Origin of the sequence: Pseudomonas sp. PI1 (assembly GCF_000812405.1) — a bacterium.
Lineage (GTDB): Bacteria > Pseudomonadota > Gammaproteobacteria > Pseudomonadales > Pseudomonadaceae > Pseudomonas > Pseudomonas citronellolis.
Window position 1 is genome coordinate 41,306 of record NZ_JWMC01000049.1, and the last position, 24,288, is coordinate 65,593.

A 24,288-nucleotide genomic window follows, 5' to 3' on the forward strand; every position below is an offset into this window, starting at 1 on the left:
GGAGCGCGTGACGATAAGTATCCAATACAATAAAAATCATCCACGATAAGAAAAACAAATCGTAGAAACCCGGGTGCCCTGCCATGGACCTCAAGCAACTGCGCTACTTCATCGCCGTCGCCGAGGAGCTGCATTTCGGCCGCGCCGCCGCGCGCCTGTTCATCTCCCAGCCGGCGCTGAGCTTCGACATCAAGAAGCTGGAGGAGCAACTGGGCATCCAGCTGCTGGTGCGCAACAACAAGTCGGTGAAGCTGACCAACGCCGGCCAGGTGCTGCTCGACGAGGCGCGCAGCCTGTTGCTGCAGGCCGAGAAGGTGAAGCGCCTGACGCTGCTCTCCGCCGAGGGCGCGGTGGGCCAGCTGCGCGTGGGCTTCGTCAACTCCATGCTCTACCGCGGCCTGCCGCGGGCCATGGCGCGCTTCGAGGCGGAGCAGCCGAACATGGAGGTGCTGCTGATGGAGATGAACACCTCGGAACAGGCCCTGGCGCTGCAGCGCGGGCAGATCGACATCGGCTTCGTGCACTGGGCCAGGCTGCCGGCCGGGATCGCCTCCGAATGTCTGGTCGCCGACCCCTTCCTCTGCTGCGTACCGACCGGCCACCGCCTGGCCGGGCGGGCGCGCATCGACCTCGCCGAGCTGCGCGACGAGGGCTTCATCCTCTTCCCGCGCAGCCTGTCGCCGCACTACCACGACCTGATCATCGCCCGCTGCGTGGACGCCGGCTTCAGCCCGCACATCCGCCACGAGGCGCGGCTGTGGCAGACCATCGCGGCCATGGTCGGCCTGGGCATGGGCGTGGCCCTGCTGCCGCAGACGCTGTGCCTGGCCTGGAAGAACCAGGTGCGCTACCTGGAGATCGAGCAGAGCGGCGCGCGCTCGGAAATCCACGCCATCCTCGCCGCGCAGGACGCGCCCCATGCGGCCCAGGCCTTCCTGGCCACGCTCAAGGCCTGCCTGGACGAGGGCGTCGATACGCAATCGCTTATCGCACCATAAGATAAAAAAACTATTGATCCGCAGGGGCGCCGCATAGACTCCGAGCCAACCCGGGGCAACACCGACGCACGCCAGTCGCCACCCCGCGCCCTCCCCCGGAGGGCGCGCGCGAGGCCTGCGCGTCGGCGACCAGAACAACAACAATAAACAGGACCCGCCCATGCCCAGCACGCCCTCCTCCGCAGACGCAGCACTGCACCGCAAGGCCCGCAAGGCCGGCATCGCCTCCTTCATCGGCACCACCATCGAGTGGTACGACTTCTACATCTACGGCCTGGCCGCCGCCCTGGTGTTCGGCAAGGTGTTCTTCCCCACCGACATGGACCCGGGCCTGGCCACGCTGCTGTCCTTCGTCACCCTCTGGTCCGGCTTCGTCGCCCGCCCGCTGGGTGGCATCATCTTCGGCCACCTGGGCGACCGGATCGGGCGCAAGAACACCCTGGTGATCACCCTGATCATGATGGGCATCGCCACCACCTGCATCGGCCTGCTGCCGGTCTACGCGCAGATCGGCGTGTGGGCGCCCGTCGCCCTGGTGGTGCTGCGGGTGATCCAGGGCGTCGCCGTGGGCGGCGAATGGGGCGGCGCCATCCTCATCGCCAGCGAAAGCGCGCCCAAGGGCAAGGGCATCCTCTACGCGGCCTTCGCCCAGCAGGGCTCGCCCACCGGCAACCTGCTGGCGACCCTGGTGTTCTTCGCCCTCAGCGCCCTGCCCATGCCGGACTTCATGCTCTGGGGCTGGCGCATCCCGTTCCTGATCTCCGCGGCGCTGGTGATCGTCGGCATGGTCATCCGCCTGAAGCTGGAAGAGTCCGAGGACATGAAGCGCCTGCTGCAACAGAAGAAGACCGTGAAGCTGCCGCTGGTGGAAGTGCTGCGCGAGCACTGGCTGATCGTGCTGCTCGGCGCCGGGGTGCTGCCGATCATCCACGTCACCTACTTCAAGAGTACCTTCGCCCTGTCCTGGGCCACCAAGACCCTCGGCTACAGCCAGGGCACCTTCCTCAGCATCATCGTCATCGCCCTGGTGGTGCAGTTCTTCAGCCAGCCGTTCGGCGCGCTGCTGGCCTCGCGCATCGACATGCGCAAGGCGGCCTGCCTGATGGTGCTGCCGGAGTTCATCCTGATGCCGGCGATGTTCTTCGCCGTGGAAACCAACGTCTACTGGATAGCCGCCGTGGGCATGTGCCTGGCCACGGTGCCCCATGCGATGTTCTACGGCGCGGTGGGCGGCATCCTCGCCCGCGCCTTCCCCGCGCGGGTGCGCTACACCGGGCTGTCGCTGGCCTACCAGCTGTGCTCGCTGCTGGTGGGCGGCGGCACGCCGGTGCTGGCGCAGTGGATCCTCAACAGCACCGGCAGCATCGTCGGCGTGGCCATCGCCTCGGGGCTCTACGCCCTGGTCTCGCTGACCTGCACCCTGGCGCTGCTGCGCATCACCGGCTTCCGGGCCGGCGAGCTGTCCAGCGCCGAACGCGCCGACGCCCGCGAACTGGCCGCGGGCGCCGCGGCGGAGCCCGACGCACCCGAGCGCGGCCGGCCGTTGCCCGCCGGCCCGCACCCGGCCTGAGTCAGGCCTCCTCGAAGTGCATCTCCGGCGGCTGCTGACGGAAGCCGCCGGTGAGCACGGCCAGGTACAGCACCCCGGCGGTGAGCCAGGCCAGGCCCAGGTAGATGGCCAGGTGGTCAAGGCTGGCCATCAGCCAGAGGTCGGCGACCAGGCCGATCAGCGGGAAGGCCAGGAACAGCACCGCGCCGCGCAGGCCGCGTTCGCCGCGGGCAATCCAGTAGTGGAAGATCACCGACAGGTTGACCAGGCTGAAGGCCAGGAAGGCGCCGAAGTTGATGAACGAGGTGGAGGTGGTCACGTCCATCTCCAGCGCCAGCAGGGCCACCACGCCGCACAGCACGATGCTGCCCACCGGGGTGCCGAAGCGTTCGCTCAGGGTGCCGAAGAAGGCCTTGGGCAGCACGCCGTCGCGGCCCATGGCGAACAGCAGGCGCGAGGCGCTGGCCTGGGCCGACAGGCCGGAGGTGAACTGGCCGACGATCAGGCCGATGAGGAAGAGGCTGACGAAGAGGTCGCCGCCGATGTTGCGGGCGATCTCGTAGGCGGCCGAGTCGGCGTTCTGGAACTCGGTGGACGGGTGCGCGAGCTGCACGAAGTAGCTGGCGGCGATGAAGATGAAGCCGCCGATCAGGGTGATCAGCAGGATGGCGCGCGGGATGTTCTTGCGCGGCTCGTGGGTTTCCTCGGTCAGGGTGCTGACCGCGTCGAAGCCCAGGAACGAATAGCAGGCGATGGCCGCGCCGCTCATGATCAGCGGCAGTTGCACGCCTTCCTTGAAGAAGGGTTCCAGCGACCACAGCGGCTTGCTGGCGTCACCCAGCACGTAGTGCACCGCCAGCAGCACGAAGGCCGCCAGCACCAGGAACTGCACCAGCATCAGCACGCTGTTGACGTTCTTCGCCAGGCGCAGGCCGATGACGTTGATGCCGGTGGTCACGCCGATGAAGGCCAGCACCCACAGCGCCTGGGGCACCGCCGGGAAGGCCGAGTGCAGGTAGGCCGCGCCGATCAGCCAGATGGCCATGGGCAGGAACAGGTAGTCCAGCAGCACGCCCCAGCCGGCGAGGAAGCCCAGCTTGGGGCTGATGGACTTGCGCACGTAGGTGTAGGCCGAGCCGGCCACCGGGAAGGCGGCGGCCATGCGCCCGTAGCTGAGGGCGGTGAAGAGCATCGCCACCGAGGCCACGAGGTAGGCCGCGGGCACCACGCCGCCGGTGGTGTCGGCGAGGATGCCGAAGGTGCCGAGGACGATGATGGGGGTCATGTAGGCGATGCCGAACAGCACCACCGAACCCAGCGAGAGGGTGCGCTTGAGTCGAGCCATTGAGTGCTTACTCCGAGTTGTGTTTGTTATGGCAGAGTCGAAATCGACGCGTGCAAAGGCGCCTCCCCTCACCCGGGAGACGCAGGCGGGAGGGGCGCTCCCGCCGGTACTTCTTGGCTGGATCGTTGGCGCGGCCCTGCGCCTTCCGGGGCTCAGCCCGGAATCAGCAGCTCGCGCAGGCCGTCGGCGTGCTCGCGCGTCTCGCCGGGCAGCACGAAGCGGCGCTCGGCGATGTAGCTGTAGTCGCGGCGCGCCTGCTGCAGGCGCGCCAGGTCCAGTTCCACGCGCATCCGGCATTCCTCGCGGCCGGCCTCGCAGAGCAATTGGCCGAAGGGGTCGACCACCGCACTGCCGCCGGCGAACACCAGGCCGCCGTCGCCTTCGCCGACGCGGTTCACCATCACCGCGTAGGCCTGGTTCTCCATGGCCCGGCCGGTGATCGCGGTGCGGTGGGTGGGGCCGTAGGGGTCCATGTTGCCGTTGGTCACCAGGATCAGCTCGGCGCCCAGCTGGCCGAGGGCGCGGGCGCTTTCCGGGAACTCGATGTCGAAGCAGATCAGGATGCCCACCCGCACGCCCTTGAACAGCGCGGTGGCGTAGCGGTCGCCGGGGGTGAAGATGCCGCGGTCGGAGGCCCACAGGTGGGTCTTGCGGTACTTCAGGGCGATGCCCTCGGGGGTGACCAGCAGCGTGGTGTTGTAGAAGCGGCCGTCGTCGCCGGCCTCGGCGATGCCCACCACCACGGCCACGTCGCGCTCCCGCGCGGCCTGCTGCACGGCGCGCACGCTGGGGCCGTCCAGCGGCTCGGCCAGGCGGGCGACGTTGTCCTCGGTGGGGAAGCCCATCAGCTGGGTCTCGGGGAACACCACCAGGTCGGTATCCGTGGCGCAGGCGTGGATCGCCGCCAGGGTACGCCCGAGGTTGTAGGCGGTGTCGCCGTCGCGGCCGGCCAGTTGGACGAGTTCGACCTTCATTGCAGCTCCTGTCGTTCTTGTTGCGGGCTCGTTCGCCGCGCGGGGTGGATCGGCCATCCTGGCGGGAAACATGACCGCCCGGCGCAAAAGGGTCAGAATGCGCGCCGGGCCGGTGCAAGGCATTCACCGAGTATGCAGTTCGCCATCGCGCCCGGGTAATTACGCCCACGTGGTAACCCAACAGGGGTAGAGGCATGAACCTTACGCTGCAGGACATCGCCTGGCACCGCTCGGTCGGGCAACTGATCGAGACGCTGGACAAGCCCAACTTCTGGCTCGCCCTGGTGCGCCTGCTGAACGAGTATGTGCCATTCGACAGCTGGGTGGCGCTGCTCTTCAGCAACGGCCGCCCGCAGGTGTTCGCCGAATGCCCGGGCGAGGACGGCGGCCCCGACCCGCTGTTCCAGGACTACCTCAAGGGCCTGTACCTGCTCGACCCCTTCTACATCGCCAGCCGCGAGGCCCCGGGCAGCGGCCTGCTGCGCCTGGCCGACGTGGCCCCGGAATGCTTCGAGCAGACCGACTACTACCAGCGCTACTTCCGCCTCAACGTGGTGGCCGACGAGGTGCAGTTCAACGTGCAGCTCGACGCCGAGCGCACCCTGTGCCTGTCCCTGGGCAGCAAGGGCCGCTTCAGCGCCGAACAGGCCGCCCTGCTCGACCTGCTGCGCCCCTGGGTGGCCGGCCTGATGCGCCAGCGCATGGCCTTCGAACGCGAACTGCTGGAACAGGCCACGCCCCCGGCGCCGCGCTGGCAGAGCCGCCTGGAAGAAACCGTGGAACGCCTGGAAACCCCGCTGACCGCACGCGAGCTGGAAGTGGGCCGGCTGATGCTCAGCGGCTGCTCCAGCAAGGAGATAGCCCGCAAGCTGGCAATCTCGGCGGAGACGGTGAAGGTGCACCGCAAGCACATGTACAGCAAGCTGGGGATCAAGTCGCAGTCGGAGTTGTTTTCGTTGTTTCTGCAGGCGCAGGGGTAAGGGGAGTTCGTAGGGCGTCGCCGGGCTTTGGTGCATAGGCCGGCGGCGGATAACCGCGAACGGTTATGCGCCCTACTACCTGCCGGCTGACGCTGCGTTATCCACCCACGCCGAACGGCCCCCTCTCCCTTCAGGGAGAGGGCTGGGGAGAGGGCTGGGGAGAGGGCAACGGACTTCGCCGACACTCCACTGCCAGCCCCGTACTCCGCTCCCCCACCCTAACCCTCCCCCGCAAGCGGGAGAGGGGACCGTTCGGCGTGAAGCGCAATCACCAAGCTCCCTGAACCCTGTGCAAGGCTCTGGCTTCCGGCGTTCGCGGGAGTGGCGTGGTGGAAGGATAACTCCGGATTCTCCATCCACTCCGAACGGCCCCCTCTCCCTCCGGGAGAGGGCTGGAGTGAGGGCAATGGACTTCGCCGACACTCCACTGCCAGCCCCGTACTCCGCTCCCCCACCCTAACCCTCCCCCGCAAGCGGGAGAGGGGACCGTTCGGCGTGAAGCGCAATCACCAAGCTCCCTGAACCCTGTGCAAGGCTCTGGCTTCCGGCGTTCGCGGGAGTGGCGTGGTGGAAGGATAACTCCGGATTCTCCATCCGCTCCGGACAGCCCCCTCTCCCTCCGGGAGAGGGCTGGGGTGAGGGCAATGGACTTCGCCGACACTCCACTGCCAGCCCCGTACTCCGCTCCCCCACCCTAACCCTCCCCCGCAAGCGGGAGAGGGGACCGTTCGGCGTGAAGCGCAATCACCAAGCTCCCTGAAACCCTGTGCAAGGCTCTGGCTTCCGGCGTTCGCGGGAGTGGCGTGGTGGAAGGATAACTCCGGATTCTCCATCCGCTCCGAACAGCCCCCTCTCCCTTCAGGGAGAGGGTTGGGGAGAGGGCGCTCTTGAACCCAACACACCAAAACCACCAACCAGCCCCAATCGACCATCCCCCCAAACAGGTCCATGCTTGAACACAGGAGGACCACAACCATGACCCTCAGCGTCTTCGACATGTTCAAGCCCGGCGTCGGCCCGTCCAGCTCGCACACCGTCGGCCCGATGCGCGCCACCCGCGAGTTCGTCGAGCGCCTGCGCTCAGCCAACCAACTGACCCGCGTGGCGCGCGTCGAGGTCAACCTCTACGGCTCGCTCAGTGCCACCGGCAAGGGCCACGCCACCGACCGCGCCTGCCTGATCGGCCTGCTCGGCATCGACCCGACGGACGCCGACCCCGCCGCCCTGGCGCCGCTGGTGGACGCCATCTTCGCCGAACACAGCCTGGCCCTGGACGGCGAGCACGTCATCGACTTCAGCCCCGGCCGCGACCTGGTGTTCCACGACGGCAGCCTGCCGGCGCACCCCAACGGCATGCGCCTGCGCGCCCTGGACGCCGCCGGCAACGTACTGGCCGAGCGCACCTGCTACTCGGTGGGCGGCGGCTTCGTGGTCGACGAGGCCGACTTCAACACCGACCGCGCCCTGCCCGACAACCCCATGCCCTACCCCTTCCACAGCGCCGAGGAACTGCTGCGGCTGTGCCATGCCCACGGCTTCCGGCGCATCAGCGACCTGATGTGGGCCAACGAGCTGAGCCTGCGCAGCGAGGAACAGATCCACGCCGGCCTTGCACACATCTGGGCGGAAATGCAGGCCTGCGTGCGCCGCGGCCTGGAGACCGAGGGCACCCTGCCCGGCGGCCTCAGGGTGCGCCGCCGCGCGCCCATGCTCTACCGCCGGCTGAACGAGGCCGGCAGCGGCAACCTGATCGCCAGCACCCTGGGCGCCATGGACTGGGTGGACCTCTGGGCCCTGGCGGTGAACGAGGAAAACGCCGCCGGCGGCCGCGTGGTGACGGCCCCCACCAACGGCGCGGCCGGCATAGTCCCGGCGGTGCTGCACTACTACGCCCACTACCAGGCCGACGCGCCCATGGACGCCATCGAGCGCTACCTGCTGACCGCCGCCGCCGTCGGCATCCTGTGCAAGCTCAACGCCTCCATCTCCGGCGCCGAGGTGGGCTGCCAGGGCGAGGTCGGCTCGGCCTGCGCCATGGCCGCGGCGGGCCTGGCCGAAGTGCTGGGCGGCAGCCTGGAACAGGTGGAGAATGCCGCCGAAATCGGCCTGGAACACAACCTCGGGCTGACCTGCGACCCGGTCGCAGGGCTGGTCCAGGTGCCCTGCATCGAGCGCAACGCCATGGCCTCGCTCAAGGCCATCAACGCCGCCCAACTGGCCCTGCGCGGCGACGGCCAGCACCTGGTGTCGCTGGACAAGGCCATCGACACCCTGCGCGACACCGGCCGCGACATGATGGACAAGTACAAGGAGACCTCGAAGGGCGGCCTGGCGGTGAACGTGATCGCCTGCTGAGCACGACCGCCTGGTCGGAAATCGGACAAAACACCATTAACCATCTAGTTAATTAGCTTGCTAAGGGTATAATTCGCACTCCCACACTGCGAGATTCCCGGCATGAGACAAGCACAGCGCGCCTCTGGCGCCAGCACCTTCATTCTGGTCGGCCTGGGGGTGGTCATCGCCCTCCTCGGCCTCGCCCTGGCCGCCGGCGGCGCCCGCCTGGCCAGCCTGGGCGGTTCCTGGTACTTCCTCATCGGCGGCCTGGCCATGGCCCTGTCCGGCGTCCTGCTGGCGCTGCGCAAGCCGGCCGGCGCCTGGCTGTTCGCCGCCTTCCTGGCGGGCACCGCCCTCTGGGCCCTGGCCGACGCCGGGCTGGCTTTCTGGCCGCTGTTCTCGCGGCTGTTCATGTTCGCCGCCATCGGCCTGGCGGTGGCGCTGGTCTACCCCATGCTGGTGCGCGCCTCCGGCGGCGTCGGCGGGCGCGGCGCCTATGGCGTGGCCGCGGTGCTCGCCGTGCTGCTGGCAGTGGCCGCCGGCAACATATTCGTCGCCCACCCCAGCGTCGCCCCCAGCGGCAACGGCCCGGGGCTGACGCCGGTGGACCCGGCCCACGCGCAGAAGGACTGGGCCCACTACGGCAACACCGAGGGCGGCAGCCGCTTCGCCGCGCTGGACCAGATCAACCGCGGTAACGTCGACAAGCTCGAGGTGGCCTGGACCTACCACACCGGTGACGTGGCCGAGAGCGACGGCAACGGCGCCGAGGACCAGCTCACCCCGCTGCAGGTCGGCGACAAGGTGTTCATCTGCACCCCGCACAACAACCTGATCGCGCTGGACGCCGACACCGGCAAGCAGCTGTGGAAGAACCAGATCAACGCGCAGTCCAAGGTCTGGCAGCGCTGCCGCGGCCTGGCCTACTTCGACGCGACCAAGACCGTCGCCCAGCCCACCCAGCCCAACAGCACGCCGGTCACCATCGTCAGCGTGCCGGCCGGCGCCAACTGCCAGCGCCGTGTGCTGACCAACACCATCGACGCCCGCCTGATCGCCGTGGACGCCGACACCGGCGCCTTCTGCCAGGGCTTCGGCAACAACGGCCAGGTGGACCTCAAGGCCGGCCTGGGCGACGTGCCCGACTCCTACTACCAGCTCAGCTCCGCACCGCTGATGGCCGGCACCACCGTAGTGGTCGGCGGGCGCGTGGCGGACAACGTCCAGACCGACATGCCCGGCGGCGTGATCCGCGGCTTCGACGTCATCAGCGGGCAGATGCGCTGGGCCTTCGACCCGGGCAACCCGCAGGACAAGCAGGCCCCGGCGCCGGGCAGCACCTACGTGCGCAGCACCCCCAACAGCTGGGCGCCGATGTCCTACGACGCGGCGATGAACACCGTGTTCCTGCCCATGGGCAGTTCCTCCACCGACATCTACGGCGTGGAGCGCACCAAGCTCGACCACACCTACGGCGCCTCGATCCTCGCCGTGGACGCCACCACCGGCGCCGAGAAGTGGGTGTTCCAGACCGTGCACAACGACCTCTGGGACTTCGACCTGCCCATGCAGCCGAGCCTGGTGGACTTCCCCGTAGCCGACGGCAAGCGCGTGCCGGCCGTGGTGATCGGCACCAAGGCCGGGCAGATCTACGTGCTCGACCGCGCCACCGGCAAGCCGCTGACCCAGGTCGACGAAGTGCCGGTGAAAGCCGCCAACATCCCCAACGAGCCCTACTCGCCGACGCAGCCGAAGTCGGTGGGCATGCCGCAGATAGGCGCGCAGACCCTCACCGAGTCGGACATGTGGGGCGCCACGCCTTATGACCAGCTGCTGTGCCGCATCGACTTCAAGAAGATGCGCTACGATGGCCTCTACACCGCGCCGGGCACCGACCTCTCGCTGAGCTTCCCCGGCTCCCTGGGCGGCATGAACTGGGGCAGCATCTCCACCGACCCGGTGCACGGCTTCATCTTCGTCAACGACATGCGCCTGGGCCTGTGGGTGCAGATGGTCCCCTCGGCCAACAAGGGCCAGGCCGCTTCCGGCGGCGAGGCGCTGAACACCGGCATGGGCGCGGTGCCGCTCAAGGGCACGCCCTACGCGGTGAACAAGAACCGCTTCCTCTCGGTGGCCGGCATCCCCTGCCAGGCGCCGCCCTTCGGCACCCTCAGCGCCATCGACCTGAAGACCCGCAAGGTCGCCTGGCAGGTGCCGGTGGGCACGGTCGAGGACACCGGCCCGCTGGGCATCCGCATGCACCTGCCGATCCCCATCGGCCTGCCGACCCTCGGCGGCACCCTGTCCACCCAGGGCGGCCTGGTGTTCATCGCCGGCACCCAGGACTTCTACCTGCGCGCCTACGACAGCGGCAACGGCAAGGAAATCTGGAAGGCCCGCCTGCCCGTGGGCAGCCAGGGCGGCCCGATGACCTACGTCTCGCCCAGGACCGGCAAGCAGTACATCGTGGTCACCGCCGGCGGCGCCCGCCAGTCGCCGGACCGCGGCGACTACGTGCTGGCCTACGCCCTGCCCTGAACCCCGCGCCCGCCATCCCGGCGGGCGCCTTCTTCCGGCGCGGCCCAGGGCCGCGCCTCCCCTCATCCGGTAAGTGTTCCGTCATGCGATTCCCCTCCACCTCCCTGCGCCTGCTGCTGGGCGCCGCCTGCCTCACCCCGTCCCTGGCCCTGGCCGACGACCCGCTCGAACGCTCGACCCTCAGCGGCGACTGGGGCGGCCTGCGCCACGAGCTGGACGACCAGGGCATCCGCTTCACCGGCGAATACAGCGGCGAGACCGTGTACAACGCCGACGGCGGCCTCAAGCGCTCGGCGCGCTACTCGCAGAACCTCAAGCTCGGCGTGCGCTTCGACCTGGGCAAGCTCTACGGCCTGGACAACGGCGGCCTGGTGCAACTGACCGTGAACGACCGCCGCGGCAACGACGGCTCCGGCGACCTGGTCGGCAACCGCCTGCCGGTGCAGGAAAACTACGGCGGCCTCTACACCCGCCTCACCGAACTGAGCTACGAGCGCAGCCTGTTCACCCCGGCGCTGGACGTAAAGCTCGGCTACATGGCCATGGGCAACGACCTCGGCGGCCTGGACAGCGGCATCCTCTGCAACTTCATGAACGCCGGCTTCTGCGGCCACCCGCTGAACATGTCCGGAGGCAGCGGCTGGAGCAACTACCCCAACGCCCACCTGGGCGTGCGCCTGAAATACAGCTTCTCGCCGGCCTGGCAGTTGCGCGTGGCGGCCTTCAACGTCGACCCCGAGAGCAACGGCAACTCCAGCCGCGCCTGGCACCTCACGCCCAAGCACAGCACCGGCACCGTGGTGCCCATCGAACTGGTCTACAAACGCCTCGACGAGCTGCCCGGCGAATACAAGCTGGGCTGGTACTACGACAGCTCCGACGCCCAGCGCATCGGCAGCGACGAGAAGGTCGCCGGGCGCGGCGGCCACTATCTGCTCGCCGACCAGGCCGTGTGGCACGCGCCGGGTCACCCGGGGCAGAGCCTGCACCTCTTCGGCCAGGCCTCGGTGGCCAGCTCGGCGGCCTCGCCCTTCAGCAAGTGGTACAGCGCAGGCGTGGTGCTCTACCAGCCCTTCGCCAGCCGCCCGCGCGACACCCTCGCCCTGGGCTTCGGCCGCGCCGTGCCCAACCCGCGCAGCCGCGAAGTGCAGGAAGACAACGCCCTGGCCAACGGCCAGGCCTACCCCGAGCTGGACAACGCCGAGCGCCTGGTCGAACTGAGCTACGGCTTCCAGGCCACCCCCTGGCTGCTGCTGCGCCCGGACGTGCAATACGTGATCGAGCCGGGCGCCTTCTCCGGGCAGAGCATCGACAACGCCCTGGTCTTCGGCCTGCAGGTCAAGGCCACGCTCTGATCCCCGCCGCCGGCCGCCAGCGGGCGGCGGCCGGCGGCCGGCGCGCCAATATTGCAGTTCGCGCCACAAGCTTTCTCAGCGACAGAAAATATCGTTAGCTTGCTTTCTTTTTTCCCCGCTTCGGGCTAAGTTCGGCCTCGCAAGCCTTCCACAGCATAAGAATCCGCCCGCAACGCCCAGCCCATTGACCTCCGCCCGAGCGCAGCGGCGCAACGCCTGCCATGCTCAATGGCGGTCCGCTGCGCCATGCCGGCAGCCCACCCCGTGATCAAGCCCGACGACTGGAGATTCCATGAACCTGTCGCTGCTAAGCCGTTACGCCTTCTTCGCCGCTTGTGTGCTCTTTACCCTGTTCAGCCTGCCCTTCCTCGGGCACGACTGGGTCTGGCCCTTCACCCTGGTGACACTCGCCCTCAGCCTGCTGGGCGTGTTCGACCTGCTGCAGGCGCCCCACGCCGTAAGGCGCAACTACCCCATCCTCGGCAACATCCGCTACCTGGTCGAAGGCATCCGCCCGGAAATCCGCCAGTACCTGCTCGAAGGCGACCGCGAGGCCCTGCCCTTCTCCCGCGCCCAGCGCGGCCTGGTGTACGCCCGCGCCAAGCAGGAAACCGCCGACAAACCCTTCGGCACCCTCATCGACGTCTACGAGTCCGGCTTCGAATTCATCGCCCACTCCATCCGCCCGGCGCCGCTGGCCGACCCCAGCACCTTCCGCGTGATGGTCGGCGGGCCCGAGTGCAAGCAGCCCTACTCCATCTCGGTGTTCAACATCTCCGCCATGAGCTTCGGCGCCCTCAGCGCCAACGCCATCCGCGCGCTGAACAAGGGCGCGCGCATGGGCAACTTCATCCACGACACCGGCGAAGGCAGCATCAGCCCCTACCACCGCGAGTACGGCGGCGACCTGACCTGGGAACTGGGCAGCGGCTACTTCGGCTGCCGCGGCGACGACGGCCGCTTCGACGCCGAACGCTTCGCCGCCCAGGCCGCCAGCCCGCAGGTGAAGATGATCGAAATCAAGCTCAGCCAGGGCGCCAAGCCGGGCCACGGCGGCATCCTGCCGAAGGAGAAGCTCACCGCCGAAATCGCCGCCACCCGCGGCGTGCCCATGGGTCAGGACTGCGTGTCGCCGTCCAGCCACAGCGAATTCAGCACGCCCAAGGAACTGCTCGACTTCATCGTCCGCCTGCGCGAACTCTCCGGCGGCAAACCGGTGGGCTTCAAGCTGTGCATCGGCCACCCCTGGGAATTCATGGGCATCGCCAAGGCCATGCACGAAACCGGCATCCTCCCCGACTTCATCGTGGTCGACGGCAAGGAAGGCGGCACCGGCGCCGCCCCGGTGGAATTCGTCGACCACATGGGCCTGCCGATGCGCGAAGGCCTGCTGTTCGTGCACAACACCCTGGTCGGCCTGAACCTGCGCGACAAGATCCGCATCGGCGCCAGCGGCAAGGTGGTCAGCGCCTTCGACATCGCCAGCGTACTGGCCATGGGCGCCGACTGGGCCAACTCCGCCCGCGGCTTCATGTTCGCCATCGGCTGCATCCAGAGCCAGAGCTGCCACACCAACAAATGCCCCACCGGCGTAGCCACCCAGGACCCACTGCGGCAACGCGCCCTGGTGGTGCCGGACAAGGCCGAACGCGTCTACAACTTCCACCGCAACACCCTGAAAGCCCTGGCCGAAATGCTCGCCGCCGCCGGCCTGCGCCACCCCTCGGAAGTGGAAGCCAAGCACCTGGTGCGCCGCGTGTCCTCCAGCGAAATCCGCCTGTTCGCCCACCTGCACTACTTCCTCAAGCCGGGCGAACTGCTCAGCGGCAATATCGAAGGGGAGTTCTACGAGCGCATGTGGCGCATGGCGCGCAGTGACAGCTTCGAGGCCAATGGGGCCTGATCCTGAGGAGATCGGCAGAGCGAACAGGTCGGTGGCCGGTAGCTATTGGCCAGGAGCAGATTGCCTATCCAAAATTCTCGCCCCAGCCGCCGCCCTGTTCCGTCCGATTGACAGCCCCGCGGCAACTCCCTAACGTTGCCTCGCCGCCCAACCTGGGCGGTACGGGATTGGCGTCCCGTACTCGGTAGGCGCAGGAGGACTTTGTCCTGCGTCTAGCACGGCTGCACCCGCGTTATGGGAGGGCCGTGTGGGGCATCTTCGGATGCGCCGGTCCGAGTCCGGTACGCCAACCTGCACGGTCCGCCCACCCTGATTGGCGTCAGGGCGCGGAAAACCAGCCTACTCGGAGATTTTCCCATGCATATCGCATCCGCTGTTCTACCCCACCCTCTCAAGAACACCGCCCCGTCGGAGCTTTACGACGCTGCCCAATCCCGCCAATCGGCCCTGGTCAATCTGCTGCGCCTGCTGGCCGGCGCGCCGGACCTGGGTTCGCCCGCCGAGGATGTGCTGGACAGCGCCTTCTGCGCGCTGGAGTACCTGGCGGCCGATGCCGAGCGGTTGTATGCCGCCGCTGAGGAACGCGGCCGGGCGTAGGGCGGATAACCGTTCGCGGTTATCCGCCGCCGGAGGATGCCGCGTCGCTCCATACCCATCCCGTAATGCCGACTGCGCCGAGGCGCTCTTCGTAGGATGGGTTGAGCTTGCGAAACCCATGCGGTCATGGCGATGGGTATCGCTTCGCTCAACCCATCCTACGAGGTCCAGTGTTTGCTGAAGCTCGCTCCTACGAGAAGCCGTGCGTCCTGAGACCGAGCGGACCTTGTCCGCGATAGCCGGGCTCACCGGCGCGATTCGCGGATGAGATCCACTCCTACGGGCAGCCACACACCGAGCCTCTTGTAGGAGCGCGCCCTGCGCGCGAATCCCGGGCGCGTAGAAAAAGCCGCATTACTGCACCAGCTTGTGTACCAACCTCCCAAACCAGGAAGACCAGAAGCTGGACGGTGAGCCGGTAGCGCGCCATCAGGTTGACCACGGTGTAGTCGTCCTGCCCCACTCGGCTGTTGTAGCGGCTGAAGTACAGCGAGTTGCTGGAGTTCCAGCTGGCGCCGCCGCCCAGGGTCAGGCGGTTCCAGTCGCCGGTCAGTATGAGGGTGAGCTTTTCGGCGGTAGCGGTGGGCTGAAGATTGCCGTAAGGGGACGGTGGTTATCCGCCAGGAGCGGACAAGCCCTTTCGTGTGGCGTCTTCAGTGATCTACCTCAACACTGGCCAGGTTCGAATCCCGCAAAGTGCCTTTTTCACTCCCCTGGAGAACCCTCATGTTTCCCGAGTTCCGCGAAAAGATTTCTCGCCTCAAGACCGAGGATCCGCATTTTGCAAAGCTCTTCCATAGCCACAACGAGCTCGACCAGGAGATCAAGAACATGGAAGCGGGCATCACTCCCGCAACCCACGACACCATCGAGTCGCTGAAGAAGCAGAAGCTGCAGCTCAAGGACGATCTCTACGAAATTCTGCGCAAGAAAGATGGCTGCCAATGCGGACATGGCTGCGGCGGTTGACTAGCCCCGAGGCATAGATCCCGGCCTTCGATGCAAAGCCGTTGAATCAAGCCAACGACCACGAGCCCCGACTACCACAACGATTCACCGATGATGGAACCCCAGCTACTAGCTGGGGTTTCATCATTTCAGCCCCTGCCCTGCCTGCGGCACAACGTCGTTGAATTGATCCTGCCAAGGTCCCCTGACTCGTCTTCTTGGGGTACCAGGTCACCACGCAGTAGCCGAGCCACCGGTTGAATCCACAGCCGGAAGCAAACCTTTCATGTGTAGAAAATCGAACCCTTGAAACCACTATGACAGAGCAGCCCAGTGCGTCCTGTTGCTCGAGTTTTCGCAGGCTCCAAAACTGGGTTCGTGGCTTTCTGGCTCGTTGATTTCGACACGTTGAGCGGCAGCTTTCGGCCAGGAGCGGACGGTCTCCAGCCATCGTAGAATTCATTCAGAGAAGAGACTCCAAGGAAGACGACATGACACTCGCCAAGGGCAATACCGTAAGGCTGATGGAGGTTGACCAATCTTCGGCTGTTTTCTCTGACTGGTTGAACACACGGACGCCAGCGTCTGGCGATATTGCTGTCGTCGAAGAAACCTGGGATTCCAAAGATGGCCGCACTGTCCGCTTGCTCTGCGAGCCGCGTGCAGGCTTTCTCGAGTGGCGAGCCACGTTTCGGGAAGCCAAGTTGGTCTACGAGGTTCTTGCGACCAACATCAGTGACGCGACTCCATGACTAACCCCTCTGTCCGCTATGGGTCGGTAGCGGCCCTTGGTCGAAGGCAGCAATCGGCCAGGGGCGGACGCTCACGATGGCCAGAATTTGAGGGTAGGAGGAACCCACGAAACTAAAAGCTATTCAACTTAACGCCTCGCAGACGTTGCGAGGCAAGACATGCACATCCGCTTGAATCGTTACCCGAACAAGGTCGAATTGATCTACACGGACACTCACAGGCCTAATGGCCTCGATCACCTCAAGGAACAGAGCCCTATGTATGCCCGCTTTATCTTGGTCACGGTCGCCCTCATCCTCAGCGGATGCACTGCCAACCAGTACGACAACAGCAAACCCCTGGACCCAACTCAAGCCGTCATAGTTGGCCGCATCGCCGAAGGTTTCCTCACGCAACCGCACGGTCTGCAGATAGACATCCAACGTCAGGGCGAGCCCGCCACACGTATCCAGCTCAGGACCCTCGGCAACAACAAAGACGTCCACGGCCGTTTCGTTCTGGGCGAACACTTCATGTACCAGGTTCCACCAGGTACCTATGAAGTCACCGGTTGGCAGTACCAGTACTACGCTGGCAAGTCGATGGCCAGGCGCACCGCCGACCGTTTCACCGTCAAGGCTGGAGAAGTAGCTTACATCGGCAACTACACCGCTAATTCCCTGAGCTACTGTCTGACCCGCAACAGCCAGTTGGAGCCGGCCGTGGAGCCTTTGGTGAAGAAGTTCCCGATACTCAAAGACCGCCCCATCAACAACGTCGCCGAGAGCGTCCCCTTCGCCCCCTGGCCCACGTCTGATGCCCGTGACGATGGCAAAGGCCTCTGCAACTTCTGATCGAGTAGCCCCCCACGATGATCAAGCACTTCCTGGCCGCTGTAGCGGTCGCCACCTCCCTCCTCCTCGCCGGCTGCAGCACTTCCAACTTGGAGGGGCGCCCATTCTTCGACACACTCGAAGCGCCACGCGCCGACCAGGCCACCCTGTACTTCTACCGAGTCATGCCCACCATCGCAGCCAAGGTCCCGGCAACCATCACCGTCAACGGCAACACCGCCGGCGAACTGCTAGGTGGAAGCTATTTCGTCACCCACCTGCCAGCTGGCAAGTACCACATCAAGTCGTCAACCTCGCCCCTGCTTGCAAGCCGGGACAATAGCGCTTTCGATCTGCAGGTTGAGAGTGGCAAGACCTACTTCATCGCCGACCAGGAAAACACAGAGCCCTTCAAAGCCGACGGCCAGTTGCTTGGATTGGAGTCCCACGCCAACTACCAGCGTAGCCCGTTCTATTTCCGTTACGCCCTGGTAACCCAAGATGAAGCACTGCGCGCGCTTAAGTGGTGTCAGAAAAGTACACCGGTGCGCTGAGGTTGAAACTCGGGCTACTACAGCGAACGGATGGAACTCAGATAGTCTCCGGTGGCAGGCCCAAGAAATTGGGTCTTTAGGCCGCAACATGAGCGTCCGCAATGGGTCGGAAGCAGCCCCTCGCCAAAAGCAGCTATCGGTCACAAACAGTCTGGGAGATAGAGAGATTTACTTTTCTACCCTAGAATAAAAACCGAACAACTCATCAGCTAACCACCGCGGCCCCTCCCTGGGCCGCTATCCCACTGAGCGCGGAAAGTCCCCTCACCCCCGCGCCAACACCGCCCTGACCGCCCCCAGCAACACCGCCTCAGCATCAGCCGCCGCCCCCTGCGAACGCCAAGCCACATGCTGATCCGGCCGCACCAGCAGGCATCCATCCTCGTCGATCTCCCGCAGCCGCGCCCAGTCGCCGTAGCTGTCTTCGTAATCGAGGCCCAGGCCGATACGGCGCACCGCCAGGTCGATACCCAGTTCGCGGCTCATGGTCTCGGCAGCCCGGCACCAGGCATCGCCGCCGTGGCCGGTGAGCAGGGTCAGGTGGCCCTGGCCGCAGAGGTCGAGGGTGGACAGCCTACGTCCGGCGGTGTCGTGCAGCCAGGCGTGCGGCAGGTGGGCGCCGGGCCAGGTGGTGGGGTGGTAGTAGAGTTCGCGGTCGCGGGTGTAGGCCGGTTCTTCGCTGCCGTCGGCGAGTACCGCGCCGCTGCTATAACGCTGCCCCAGTTCCACGCCGTGGCAGCTGAACTGGTAGTGCTGCAGTTGGATGGCCTTTTCCAGGGCGGCGCGGCGTTCGCGGCCCAGCGGGCTGTCGGCGCTCAGTTCGTGCAGGCTGTTCCAGCCCTCGGCCTCGCTCTGACCCGGCTTGAAGCCCAGTGCGTTGGAGATCGGCAGCATGTTGCGCACGCTTTCCATGGCCCGGTCCACCACCTGGCGGCCGACGGGCTGGCGCTCGGCGCAGTAGCTGTCCAGCAGCCCGGGGCCGGCCTGGCCCTTGAGCACCAGGGCCAGTTTCCAGGCCAGGTTGTAGGCGTCCTGCACCGAGGTGTTGGTGCCCAGGCCGTTGGCCGGCGGATGCCGGTGCACGGCGTCGCCGCAGCAGAACACCCGGCCCTCGGCATAGCGCTGGGCGACCACGTGGTTGATCTGCCACTTGCTGGTGGCCAGGATTTCCACCGGGATGTCGGCGTCGCCGATCACCCGCCGCGCCCGCTCGATCACCGCGGCCTCGCCGAGGTCCGGCTCGCCCTGGGCGGGGTCGTACATGAACAGCATCACCCATTCGTTCCACGGGCGGACGCAGATGAAGGTGCCGCTGCCGACCCAGTAGTCGTTGCCCGGCTGGACCATCCAGTAGAGCACGCCCGGGCGACTCTCGCAGTAGCGGCGCAGGTCGGCGCGCAGCCAGACGTTCACCGCGCAGCCCAGGCCCGTCTCGCCTTCCAGGGGGATGCCGAGCAGTTCCATCACCCGGCTGCGGGCGCCATCGGCGCCGATCATGTACTGGGCGCGCACGGTGAATTCGCGCCCGGTGCCGCGGTCGAGGATGCGCGCGGTGACGCCCTCCCCGTCCTGGGTGAAGTCCAGCAGCTCGTTGTTGAAGCGCATCTCGCTGCCCGCGCGCAGGGCCTCGTTGGCGAGGATCGGCTCCATCAGGTGCTGGGGGATGTTGCACATGGCCGAGGGGCTGGCCAGCTCGTAGTCGGACTTGCGCTCGATGGCGTTGCCCCAGGTGAGCAGGCGGCCCAGCTCCTGGCCGCTGAAGCTGGTGGCCCAGACGTTGTTGGCCATCAGTTCGTGGGGGCTGGCGGCGGCCACTACCTGCGCCTCGACGCCCGCGTCGCGGAACACCTCCATGGTGCGCTGGTTGGTGATGTGCGCACGCGGGCTGTTGGCGGTCCAGCGGTACTTGTTGACCAGCAGGTTGCGGATGCCATAGCGCGACAGCAGCAGCGAAGCCGTCAGGCCGGAGGGGCCGCCGCCGACGATCAGGACCGGGACTTCGATGACATGGGAGATGTTTTGCGGGTTCATGAGCGTGACTCCGTACTCTTGTTCTTGAAATCGGAAAGGTGCCCGCCAGGACGGGCGCACAGGCCTGGGCCCAATTCACGGAGCGCGGACAAGCCGAACCCGTGCCGCCTGCCCTGGCTGCCGGCAAATACGAAGGGAATGCGGACCGGGAGCGACGCGTGCCGGTCCCGGTGTCGAAGCTGAAACGGCCTGGGGGCGAGGCCTCCAGCGCTTTCGACGTAGCCGACGGCAGTCACGGTAATTCCGCAACGATGTTGCCGGTAGTCGCGCCAAATGGCCTTCAGCGTTCCATTTTGTGAACGCTGGACGGCGGCAAGTACGGGTGTATTCAAACGCACCCGCGCGTTGATCGTTGGAGACACGTGCAACAAGGGCAGGCATGTCCATGCGGTAGCCCCTTCTCCTCCCTGAAAGGCCCGACCTTGAGCCACCGGACATGCGGTATTGCGAATCCTTCTCGACTAAATGTAATATTATTACATTACATACAGGAGGCACCATGAAACCAGGCATCCACCCCGAATACCGCCCCGTGCTGTTCCACGACACGGCCGCCGACGTGTTCTACCTGATCCGCTCCACCGCGCAGACGGACAAGACCCACACCTACGTCGACGGCAACACCTACCCCTACATGACCCTGGACGTGTCCAGCGCCTCGCACCCGGTCTACACCGGCGAACAGCGCAAGACCAAGGCCGAGGGCCGCGTGGCCGGCTTCAACAAGCGCTTTGCCGGGTTCGTCGGCAACAAGGGGGCGTGATGAAAGTCCTCGCCTCGCTGAAGAAGGCCAAGCTGCGCCACCGCGATTGCCAGGTGGTGAAACGGCGCGGCCGGCTGTACGTGATCTGCAAGTCCAACCCGCGCTTCAAGTGCGTGCAGGGCCGGCCGAAGCCGAAGGTCCGGCGTTGAGCCTGACCTGCAATCACAGGCGGTGACCGAACCGAAGCCTGGTTCGGCGCCGCCGCCTCGCCTCTTGGCCAAGACGTCTTTTCCCGGACGGTTCAGCGACATCTGCGACAAGCGCATGGCCTCCTTCTGTCCTGGGTCCTTCATGCGCCATCACGTGATTCCGTCACGCATATGAACAGCGGGTTGTCGAGAATGACACTCGTGAGGCTCATCGCTGAAGGGAAAAAGCCGGAGCGATCGATCGTTTGCCACCGAAGATGACCTCCGCTCCAGCGGCCTTCGCGACAGCGATCTGCTACGCCGCGCGAGCAGACCGGCTGGAAAGACGCACATATCGACACCTCCGGTCTTTACCCCTGGCGTGATTCGGACAAGCGCAACCTGGTCATCGGCATACCCGCGACCAAGGCATCGCAGGCCATCAACGAGTCGAGGCTGCAGTACGACGAATACGTGGTGCCTGCAAACAAACCTCTGATCGCCGCCTTCGCAACCGGCGGAGGCGCTTACAGCTGCTGGCCCAAACCCATCCTCTTCACCCCCGAGCCCGGACACGACTACGAACTCCAGCTGGAAATGCTCAAGATCAGCACTTTCAAGAGCGGCTGCGTGATCCGCGCTCACAAGCTGAGCAACGTCGGCACCACCACCCTCGAACGCCCCGTGCTTCCGGATCTCTGCGTCAAAGGCGTCGACGGCACCTTCCGCACGGTGGGCCTGCAGGAGCAATTGGAGAAGATCCGGCAGAATGCCAAATCCGCGAACTAGCGCATCGGTCCCTGCTGGCATCCAGCAAGGTGGTTCACCATCCAGGTCTTGAGCTCATGTAGGCTACGCCATCAATGCCCCCGTCCCTGGCCGCCGAGCGGAGCGTTCTGCCAGTCACGACCGACAGAGAGCGGCCAGAAGTTAAGATGTGCATTGTGGCCGAACTCCGATCTGCTTCGGGGGCTCGGCGTCGCCAGTTCGACCGTAGAACCCAGCCAAGAAGGAACCCGCCTCCATGGCCTCCCCAGACAAACAGAAGAAGCGTGCCCGACGGGCCAAAGCCAAGGCCAAGCAGAACCGCATGGGCAAGTCGAAAGCCCATGTCGTCCATCCGCTTCTGGCCAATCCACTGATCAACGAGCCGTTCGAGGATTTCGATCTCGACTTGAGCGCCTTCGACTTCGAGAACATCGAGGAGAACGGCTTCGACCCGGCATATTTCAGCGATCTGTTCCAGGCCATGGAAGACGCCGAGGACATCAGCCTGCTCGCCATGTGCCTGGTGTTCCTGCAATACCCGCTGCTGCAGCTGGTGATCGCCGAGGAGCCGGAAGAGGCTGCGACCGATTTCATCATAGGCCTGCTGATCGTCTATCGCTCGATCCTCCACGGCGAAGACGAAGACACGGCATTGGCCTGGGTCGAAAGCGAGGCCTTCCAGCGTGCCTATAACGAAGCGTCGGTGATCCTGCAGAAGAAAAGCGCAAGCGCTTAAAGGACATCGGCGATCCCCCCAGACAGGCCCGCACGCCGAGCCGACAGCCGCCCACTGAAGCGAGAATGACTACCAATTATCATTCACGCTTCCTGGGTGGGAGGTCGTGGCTTGAGCAAGGATCAGATGGGGCTGTTGTACATGGAGCACAACAGCTGGCTGAAGGGTTGGCTGTACGGTCGCCTGGGCTGCACCAGCCAGGCGGCCGACCTGGCCCAGGGCACCTTCCTGCGCCTGGATGATCAGAATCAGCTGGACCACCTGGGTGATCGACCCGGACACCCAGACCGCGGATGCGGCGCGCTACTCGTACTACGAGCGCATCAAGACACTCGGCCTGGACAGCTTCGTCACCGCGCCCTTCCAGTTCGCCGGCCGCACCCACGAATTCACCCTCGGCGGCGAATACCAACACCTGGACAAGGCCTTCACCTACGGCTCGGTGGACCTCGACGGCGATGGCTACGCCGACGAGCTGCCGATCGGCATCGATGGGGCCAACGACCTGCCCCGCCTGGACATGCCGCACACCAACTTCAACTACACCAAGAGCCACCAGTACGGCATCTACGGCCGCACCAAGCTCAGCGTGACCGACAAGCTGGATGTGATCCTGGGCTCCCGCGTGACCTGGTATGACGCCGACGCGAAGAACGCCAATACCTTCTTCGACAACTTCGGTGCGCCCTCCACCCGCATCAGCGCCAGGACCATCCCTTACGGTGCGGTGATCTACAAACTGACCCCGGAGCTGTCGGCCTACGCCAGCTATACCAGCGTGTTCAAGCCGCAGAGCGAGACCGATGCCAGCGGCCAGAAGATGATCGGGCCGCACGAAGGCAAGCAGTACGAAGTGGGCCTGAAACAGGAACTGCTCGACGGCCGCCTCAATGCCTCGATCGCCCTGTTCCGCATCTACGACGAGAACCGCGCCCAGTGGAGCGGCAGCCCGGTGAACGCCTACGAGGCCCAGGGCAAGGTCCGCAGCCAGGGCTGGGAAACCGAGCTGACCGGCAACCTGACCGACAACTGGAGCATCGTCACCGGCTATGCCTTCACCATGACGCGCCTGCTGGAGGACGACCCGAACAATGGCCTGAGCTCGGGGGACACCTACAGCACCATCACGCCGAAGCACAACTTCAACCTGTGGTCCAAGTACGAATTCCTCGACGGCGCGCTGAAGGGCCTGCATGTCGCCGGCGGCACCCGCGTGGTCAGCGAGACGCTCTACACCCGCAGCGACACCGACTTCGTGCAACCCGGCTATGCGGTATCCACCGCCCAGCTCGGCTACAAGTTCAACCAGCACCTGAGCTCGACGCTGACCGTCAACAACCTCTTCGACCGCAAGTACTACGAGCGCGTCGACAGCGCCTGGGGCTCGAACTTCTACGGCGAGCCGCGCAATGTGGTTCTGACGCTGCGTGGGACCTATTGATGTGGATCCGTTCCCACGCTGTGCGTGGGAACGCAACCTGCGTACTTACATGGATTCGGCTGTGTCCAGCAGCGCCCGGAAGACGGCCCGGTGAGCGCCGGCACCAACAGCTTCAAATACATCCGGGCCGGCTACGCGCTCTGGAACACGCTGGTGGAATATCACATCGATAAACACTGGAGCGCAGCGCTCAACGGCAACGACCTGTTCGACAAGTCCAACTACCAGACCGTCGCTACCTGCGACCATGACAACTGCTAAGGCGCGAAACGCGACTTAATGGGCACCGTGCGCGGGAAGCTCTGACAGGTACAGACCCCCCTGCCGCCGGATGCCCGCAGTCTGCGGGCGTTCGTTTTTCTGTCACCGAGAGGTGGGATGACAAGAGTAGATGTCAGTGGTGGCTGCAATCAGCCAATAGTGGACAGTGGTACTGACCAATAATTTCATCCTTTTTTGGGTAACCGCCACCCCGGCAGCCAATATTGTGCAGGTCAATATTTCGATGCGCCGAAATCGCATCCCTCCTTGAAGCTCGTAATGATGGTGGAGATCATCTTTCTAGGCGCCAATATCCACCTCAACCTCGCCCCAGGCAGCTTTCCCACTACGCTCGATCTGGAGTCGCAGATCCCCGACGGCGACGACATCGCGGCGGGCCGAGGACATCCCCAACTAAACGCACTACTGTCCGGAATATTTTCGAGGGGGCGTCTGGAGGGCTTGCGGGGGCTGAAGGCACGGGTTAAACCGTTGAGCGCCAACTCAACCTCACAGC

The 24,288-nt window shown here is 65.7% G+C and carries 22 protein-coding genes; 19 read left to right on the plus strand and 3 right to left on the minus strand.

Features of this window, described 5'->3' with window-relative positions:
* Positions 1 to 83: 83 nt before the first annotated feature.
* Both RN02_RS16985 and RN02_RS16990 read left to right on the plus strand, forming a co-directional pair.
* Positions 84 to 998, plus strand: coding sequence for a LysR substrate-binding domain-containing protein (locus RN02_RS16985; protein WP_043315425.1), 915 nt, complete (start codon positions 84 to 86; stop codon positions 996 to 998).
* A 160-nt stretch (positions 999 to 1,158) separates the two neighbouring features.
* A complete protein-coding gene (locus RN02_RS16990) occupies positions 1,159 to 2,568 on the plus strand; it encodes an MFS transporter (protein WP_043315427.1) in 1,410 nt (469 codons plus the stop codon).
* A 1-nt stretch (position 2,569) separates the two neighbouring features.
* Here the strand turns inward: RN02_RS16990 and RN02_RS16995 are convergent, their stop codons facing one another.
* A complete protein-coding gene (locus RN02_RS16995) occupies positions 2,570 to 3,892 on the minus strand; it encodes an APC family permease (protein WP_043267009.1) in 1,323 nt (440 codons plus the stop codon).
* A gap of 152 nt (positions 3,893 to 4,044) precedes the next feature.
* Positions 4,045 to 4,866 (minus strand): carbon-nitrogen hydrolase family protein, encoded by an 822-nt coding sequence (locus RN02_RS17000; RefSeq protein ID WP_043315430.1) that lies wholly within the window; start codon positions 4,864 to 4,866, stop codon positions 4,045 to 4,047.
* A 194-nt stretch (positions 4,867 to 5,060) separates the two neighbouring features.
* Between RN02_RS17000 and RN02_RS17005 the strand changes: the two genes are divergently transcribed.
* The 10 genes from RN02_RS17005 to RN02_RS17050 all read left to right on the plus strand — a co-directional run bounded on the left by RN02_RS17005 (position 5,061) and on the right by RN02_RS17050 (position 17,643).
* Positions 5,061 to 5,846 (plus strand): helix-turn-helix transcriptional regulator, encoded by a 786-nt coding sequence (locus tag RN02_RS17005; RefSeq protein WP_009619040.1) that lies wholly within the window; start codon positions 5,061 to 5,063, stop codon positions 5,844 to 5,846.
* A gap of 975 nt (positions 5,847 to 6,821) precedes the next feature.
* Positions 6,822 to 8,201, plus strand: a complete 1,380-nt coding sequence (locus RN02_RS17010; protein WP_043315433.1) for an L-serine ammonia-lyase — start codon at positions 6,822 to 6,824, stop codon at positions 8,199 to 8,201.
* A 102-nt stretch (positions 8,202 to 8,303) separates the two neighbouring features.
* Positions 8,304 to 10,721: a glucose/quinate/shikimate family membrane-bound PQQ-dependent dehydrogenase gene (locus RN02_RS17015; RefSeq protein WP_043315435.1), complete on the plus strand. Its 2,418-nt coding sequence runs from the start codon at positions 8,304 to 8,306 to the stop codon at positions 10,719 to 10,721.
* An 83-nt stretch (positions 10,722 to 10,804) separates the two neighbouring features.
* A complete protein-coding gene (locus tag RN02_RS17020) occupies positions 10,805 to 12,076 on the plus strand; it encodes a carbohydrate porin (RefSeq protein ID WP_043315437.1) in 1,272 nt (423 codons plus the stop codon).
* Positions 12,077 to 12,368: 292 nt separating this feature from the next.
* On the plus strand, positions 12,369 to 13,979 hold the full coding sequence (locus tag RN02_RS17025) for an FMN-binding glutamate synthase family protein (RefSeq protein ID WP_009619031.1): 1,611 nt from the start codon (positions 12,369 to 12,371) through the stop codon (positions 13,977 to 13,979).
* Between the two features lie 357 nt (positions 13,980 to 14,336).
* Positions 14,337 to 14,576, plus strand: coding sequence for a hypothetical protein (locus tag RN02_RS17030; RefSeq protein ID WP_043315438.1), 240 nt, complete (start codon positions 14,337 to 14,339; stop codon positions 14,574 to 14,576).
* A 726-nt stretch (positions 14,577 to 15,302) separates the two neighbouring features.
* Positions 15,303 to 15,545, plus strand: a complete 243-nt coding sequence (locus tag RN02_RS17035) for a YdcH family protein (RefSeq protein ID WP_009619027.1) — start codon at positions 15,303 to 15,305, stop codon at positions 15,543 to 15,545.
* A gap of 470 nt (positions 15,546 to 16,015) precedes the next feature.
* Positions 16,016 to 16,276, plus strand: a complete 261-nt coding sequence (locus RN02_RS17040) for a hypothetical protein (protein ID WP_043315440.1) — start codon at positions 16,016 to 16,018, stop codon at positions 16,274 to 16,276.
* Positions 16,277 to 16,435: 159 nt separating this feature from the next.
* On the plus strand, positions 16,436 to 17,110 hold the full coding sequence (locus tag RN02_RS17045; protein ID WP_236695196.1) for a hypothetical protein: 675 nt from the start codon (positions 16,436 to 16,438) through the stop codon (positions 17,108 to 17,110).
* 17 nt (positions 17,111 to 17,127) lie between these two features.
* On the plus strand, positions 17,128 to 17,643 hold the full coding sequence (locus RN02_RS17050) for a DUF2846 domain-containing protein (RefSeq protein ID WP_009619023.1): 516 nt from the start codon (positions 17,128 to 17,130) through the stop codon (positions 17,641 to 17,643).
* Positions 17,644 to 17,907: 264 nt separating this feature from the next.
* On the opposite strand, the gene RN02_RS17055 is transcribed toward RN02_RS17050, so the two are convergent.
* Complete coding sequence (locus tag RN02_RS17055; protein ID WP_043315444.1) at positions 17,908 to 19,674, minus strand: FAD-dependent monooxygenase; 1,767 nt, start codon at positions 19,672 to 19,674, stop codon at positions 17,908 to 17,910.
* A gap of 499 nt (positions 19,675 to 20,173) precedes the next feature.
* Between RN02_RS17055 and RN02_RS17060 the strand changes: the two genes are divergently transcribed.
* The 7 genes from RN02_RS17060 to RN02_RS34295 all read left to right on the plus strand — a co-directional run.
* Complete coding sequence (locus RN02_RS17060) at positions 20,174 to 20,437, plus strand: type B 50S ribosomal protein L31 (protein WP_009619021.1); 264 nt, start codon at positions 20,174 to 20,176, stop codon at positions 20,435 to 20,437.
* Positions 20,437 to 20,586: a type B 50S ribosomal protein L36 gene (gene ykgO, locus RN02_RS17065; protein ID WP_009619020.1), complete on the plus strand. Its 150-nt coding sequence runs from the start codon at positions 20,437 to 20,439 to the stop codon at positions 20,584 to 20,586. The genes RN02_RS17060 and ykgO overlap by 1 nt, the downstream gene beginning before the upstream one ends.
* A 456-nt stretch (positions 20,587 to 21,042) precedes the next feature.
* Positions 21,043 to 21,354: a hypothetical protein gene (locus RN02_RS33295; protein ID WP_152623774.1), complete on the plus strand. Its 312-nt coding sequence runs from the start codon at positions 21,043 to 21,045 to the stop codon at positions 21,352 to 21,354.
* A 235-nt stretch (positions 21,355 to 21,589) separates the two neighbouring features.
* Positions 21,590 to 22,069 (plus strand): hypothetical protein, encoded by a 480-nt coding sequence (locus RN02_RS17075; RefSeq protein ID WP_043315445.1) that lies wholly within the window; start codon positions 21,590 to 21,592, stop codon positions 22,067 to 22,069.
* 238 nt (positions 22,070 to 22,307) lie between these two features.
* Positions 22,308 to 23,510 (plus strand): TonB-dependent siderophore receptor, encoded by a 1,203-nt coding sequence (locus RN02_RS17080; RefSeq protein WP_052267759.1) that lies wholly within the window; start codon positions 22,308 to 22,310, stop codon positions 23,508 to 23,510.
* Positions 23,511 to 23,600: 90 nt separating this feature from the next.
* A complete protein-coding gene (locus RN02_RS33765) occupies positions 23,601 to 23,771 on the plus strand; it encodes a TonB-dependent receptor (RefSeq protein WP_161796252.1) in 171 nt (56 codons plus the stop codon).
* Positions 23,772 to 24,050: 279 nt separating this feature from the next.
* The coding region (locus RN02_RS34295) for a hypothetical protein (protein ID WP_236695197.1) at positions 24,051 to 24,288 on the plus strand (238 nt) is incomplete at its 3' end.

Coding starts and splice junctions, on each gene's coding strand:
- RN02_RS16985 (WP_043315425.1), top strand. CDS start 84: ATGGACCTCAAGCAACTGCGCTACTTCATCGCCGTCGCCGAGGAGCTG.
- RN02_RS16990 (WP_043315427.1), top strand. CDS start 1,159: ATGCCCAGCACGCCCTCCTCCGCAGACGCAGCACTGCACCGCAAGGCC.
- RN02_RS16995 (WP_043267009.1), bottom strand. CDS start 3,892: ATGGCTCGACTCAAGCGCACCCTCTCGCTGGGTTCGGTGGTGCTGTTC.
- RN02_RS17000 (WP_043315430.1), bottom strand. CDS start 4,866: ATGAAGGTCGAACTCGTCCAACTGGCCGGCCGCGACGGCGACACCGCC.
- RN02_RS17005 (WP_009619040.1), top strand. CDS start 5,061: ATGAACCTTACGCTGCAGGACATCGCCTGGCACCGCTCGGTCGGGCAA.
- RN02_RS17010 (WP_043315433.1), top strand. CDS start 6,822: ATGACCCTCAGCGTCTTCGACATGTTCAAGCCCGGCGTCGGCCCGTCC.
- RN02_RS17015 (WP_043315435.1), top strand. CDS start 8,304: ATGAGACAAGCACAGCGCGCCTCTGGCGCCAGCACCTTCATTCTGGTC.
- RN02_RS17020 (WP_043315437.1), top strand. CDS start 10,805: ATGCGATTCCCCTCCACCTCCCTGCGCCTGCTGCTGGGCGCCGCCTGC.
- RN02_RS17025 (WP_009619031.1), top strand. CDS start 12,369: ATGAACCTGTCGCTGCTAAGCCGTTACGCCTTCTTCGCCGCTTGTGTG.
- RN02_RS17030 (WP_043315438.1), top strand. CDS start 14,337: ATGCATATCGCATCCGCTGTTCTACCCCACCCTCTCAAGAACACCGCC.
- RN02_RS17035 (WP_009619027.1), top strand. CDS start 15,303: ATGTTTCCCGAGTTCCGCGAAAAGATTTCTCGCCTCAAGACCGAGGAT.
- RN02_RS17040 (WP_043315440.1), top strand. CDS start 16,016: ATGACACTCGCCAAGGGCAATACCGTAAGGCTGATGGAGGTTGACCAA.
- RN02_RS17045 (WP_236695196.1), top strand. CDS start 16,436: ATGCACATCCGCTTGAATCGTTACCCGAACAAGGTCGAATTGATCTAC.
- RN02_RS17050 (WP_009619023.1), top strand. CDS start 17,128: ATGATCAAGCACTTCCTGGCCGCTGTAGCGGTCGCCACCTCCCTCCTC.
- RN02_RS17055 (WP_043315444.1), bottom strand. CDS start 19,674: ATGAACCCGCAAAACATCTCCCATGTCATCGAAGTCCCGGTCCTGATC.
- RN02_RS17060 (WP_009619021.1), top strand. CDS start 20,174: ATGAAACCAGGCATCCACCCCGAATACCGCCCCGTGCTGTTCCACGAC.
- ykgO (WP_009619020.1), top strand. CDS start 20,437: ATGAAAGTCCTCGCCTCGCTGAAGAAGGCCAAGCTGCGCCACCGCGAT.
- RN02_RS17075 (WP_043315445.1), top strand. CDS start 21,590: ATGGCCTCCCCAGACAAACAGAAGAAGCGTGCCCGACGGGCCAAAGCC.
- RN02_RS17080 (WP_052267759.1), top strand. CDS start 22,308: ATGATCAGAATCAGCTGGACCACCTGGGTGATCGACCCGGACACCCAG.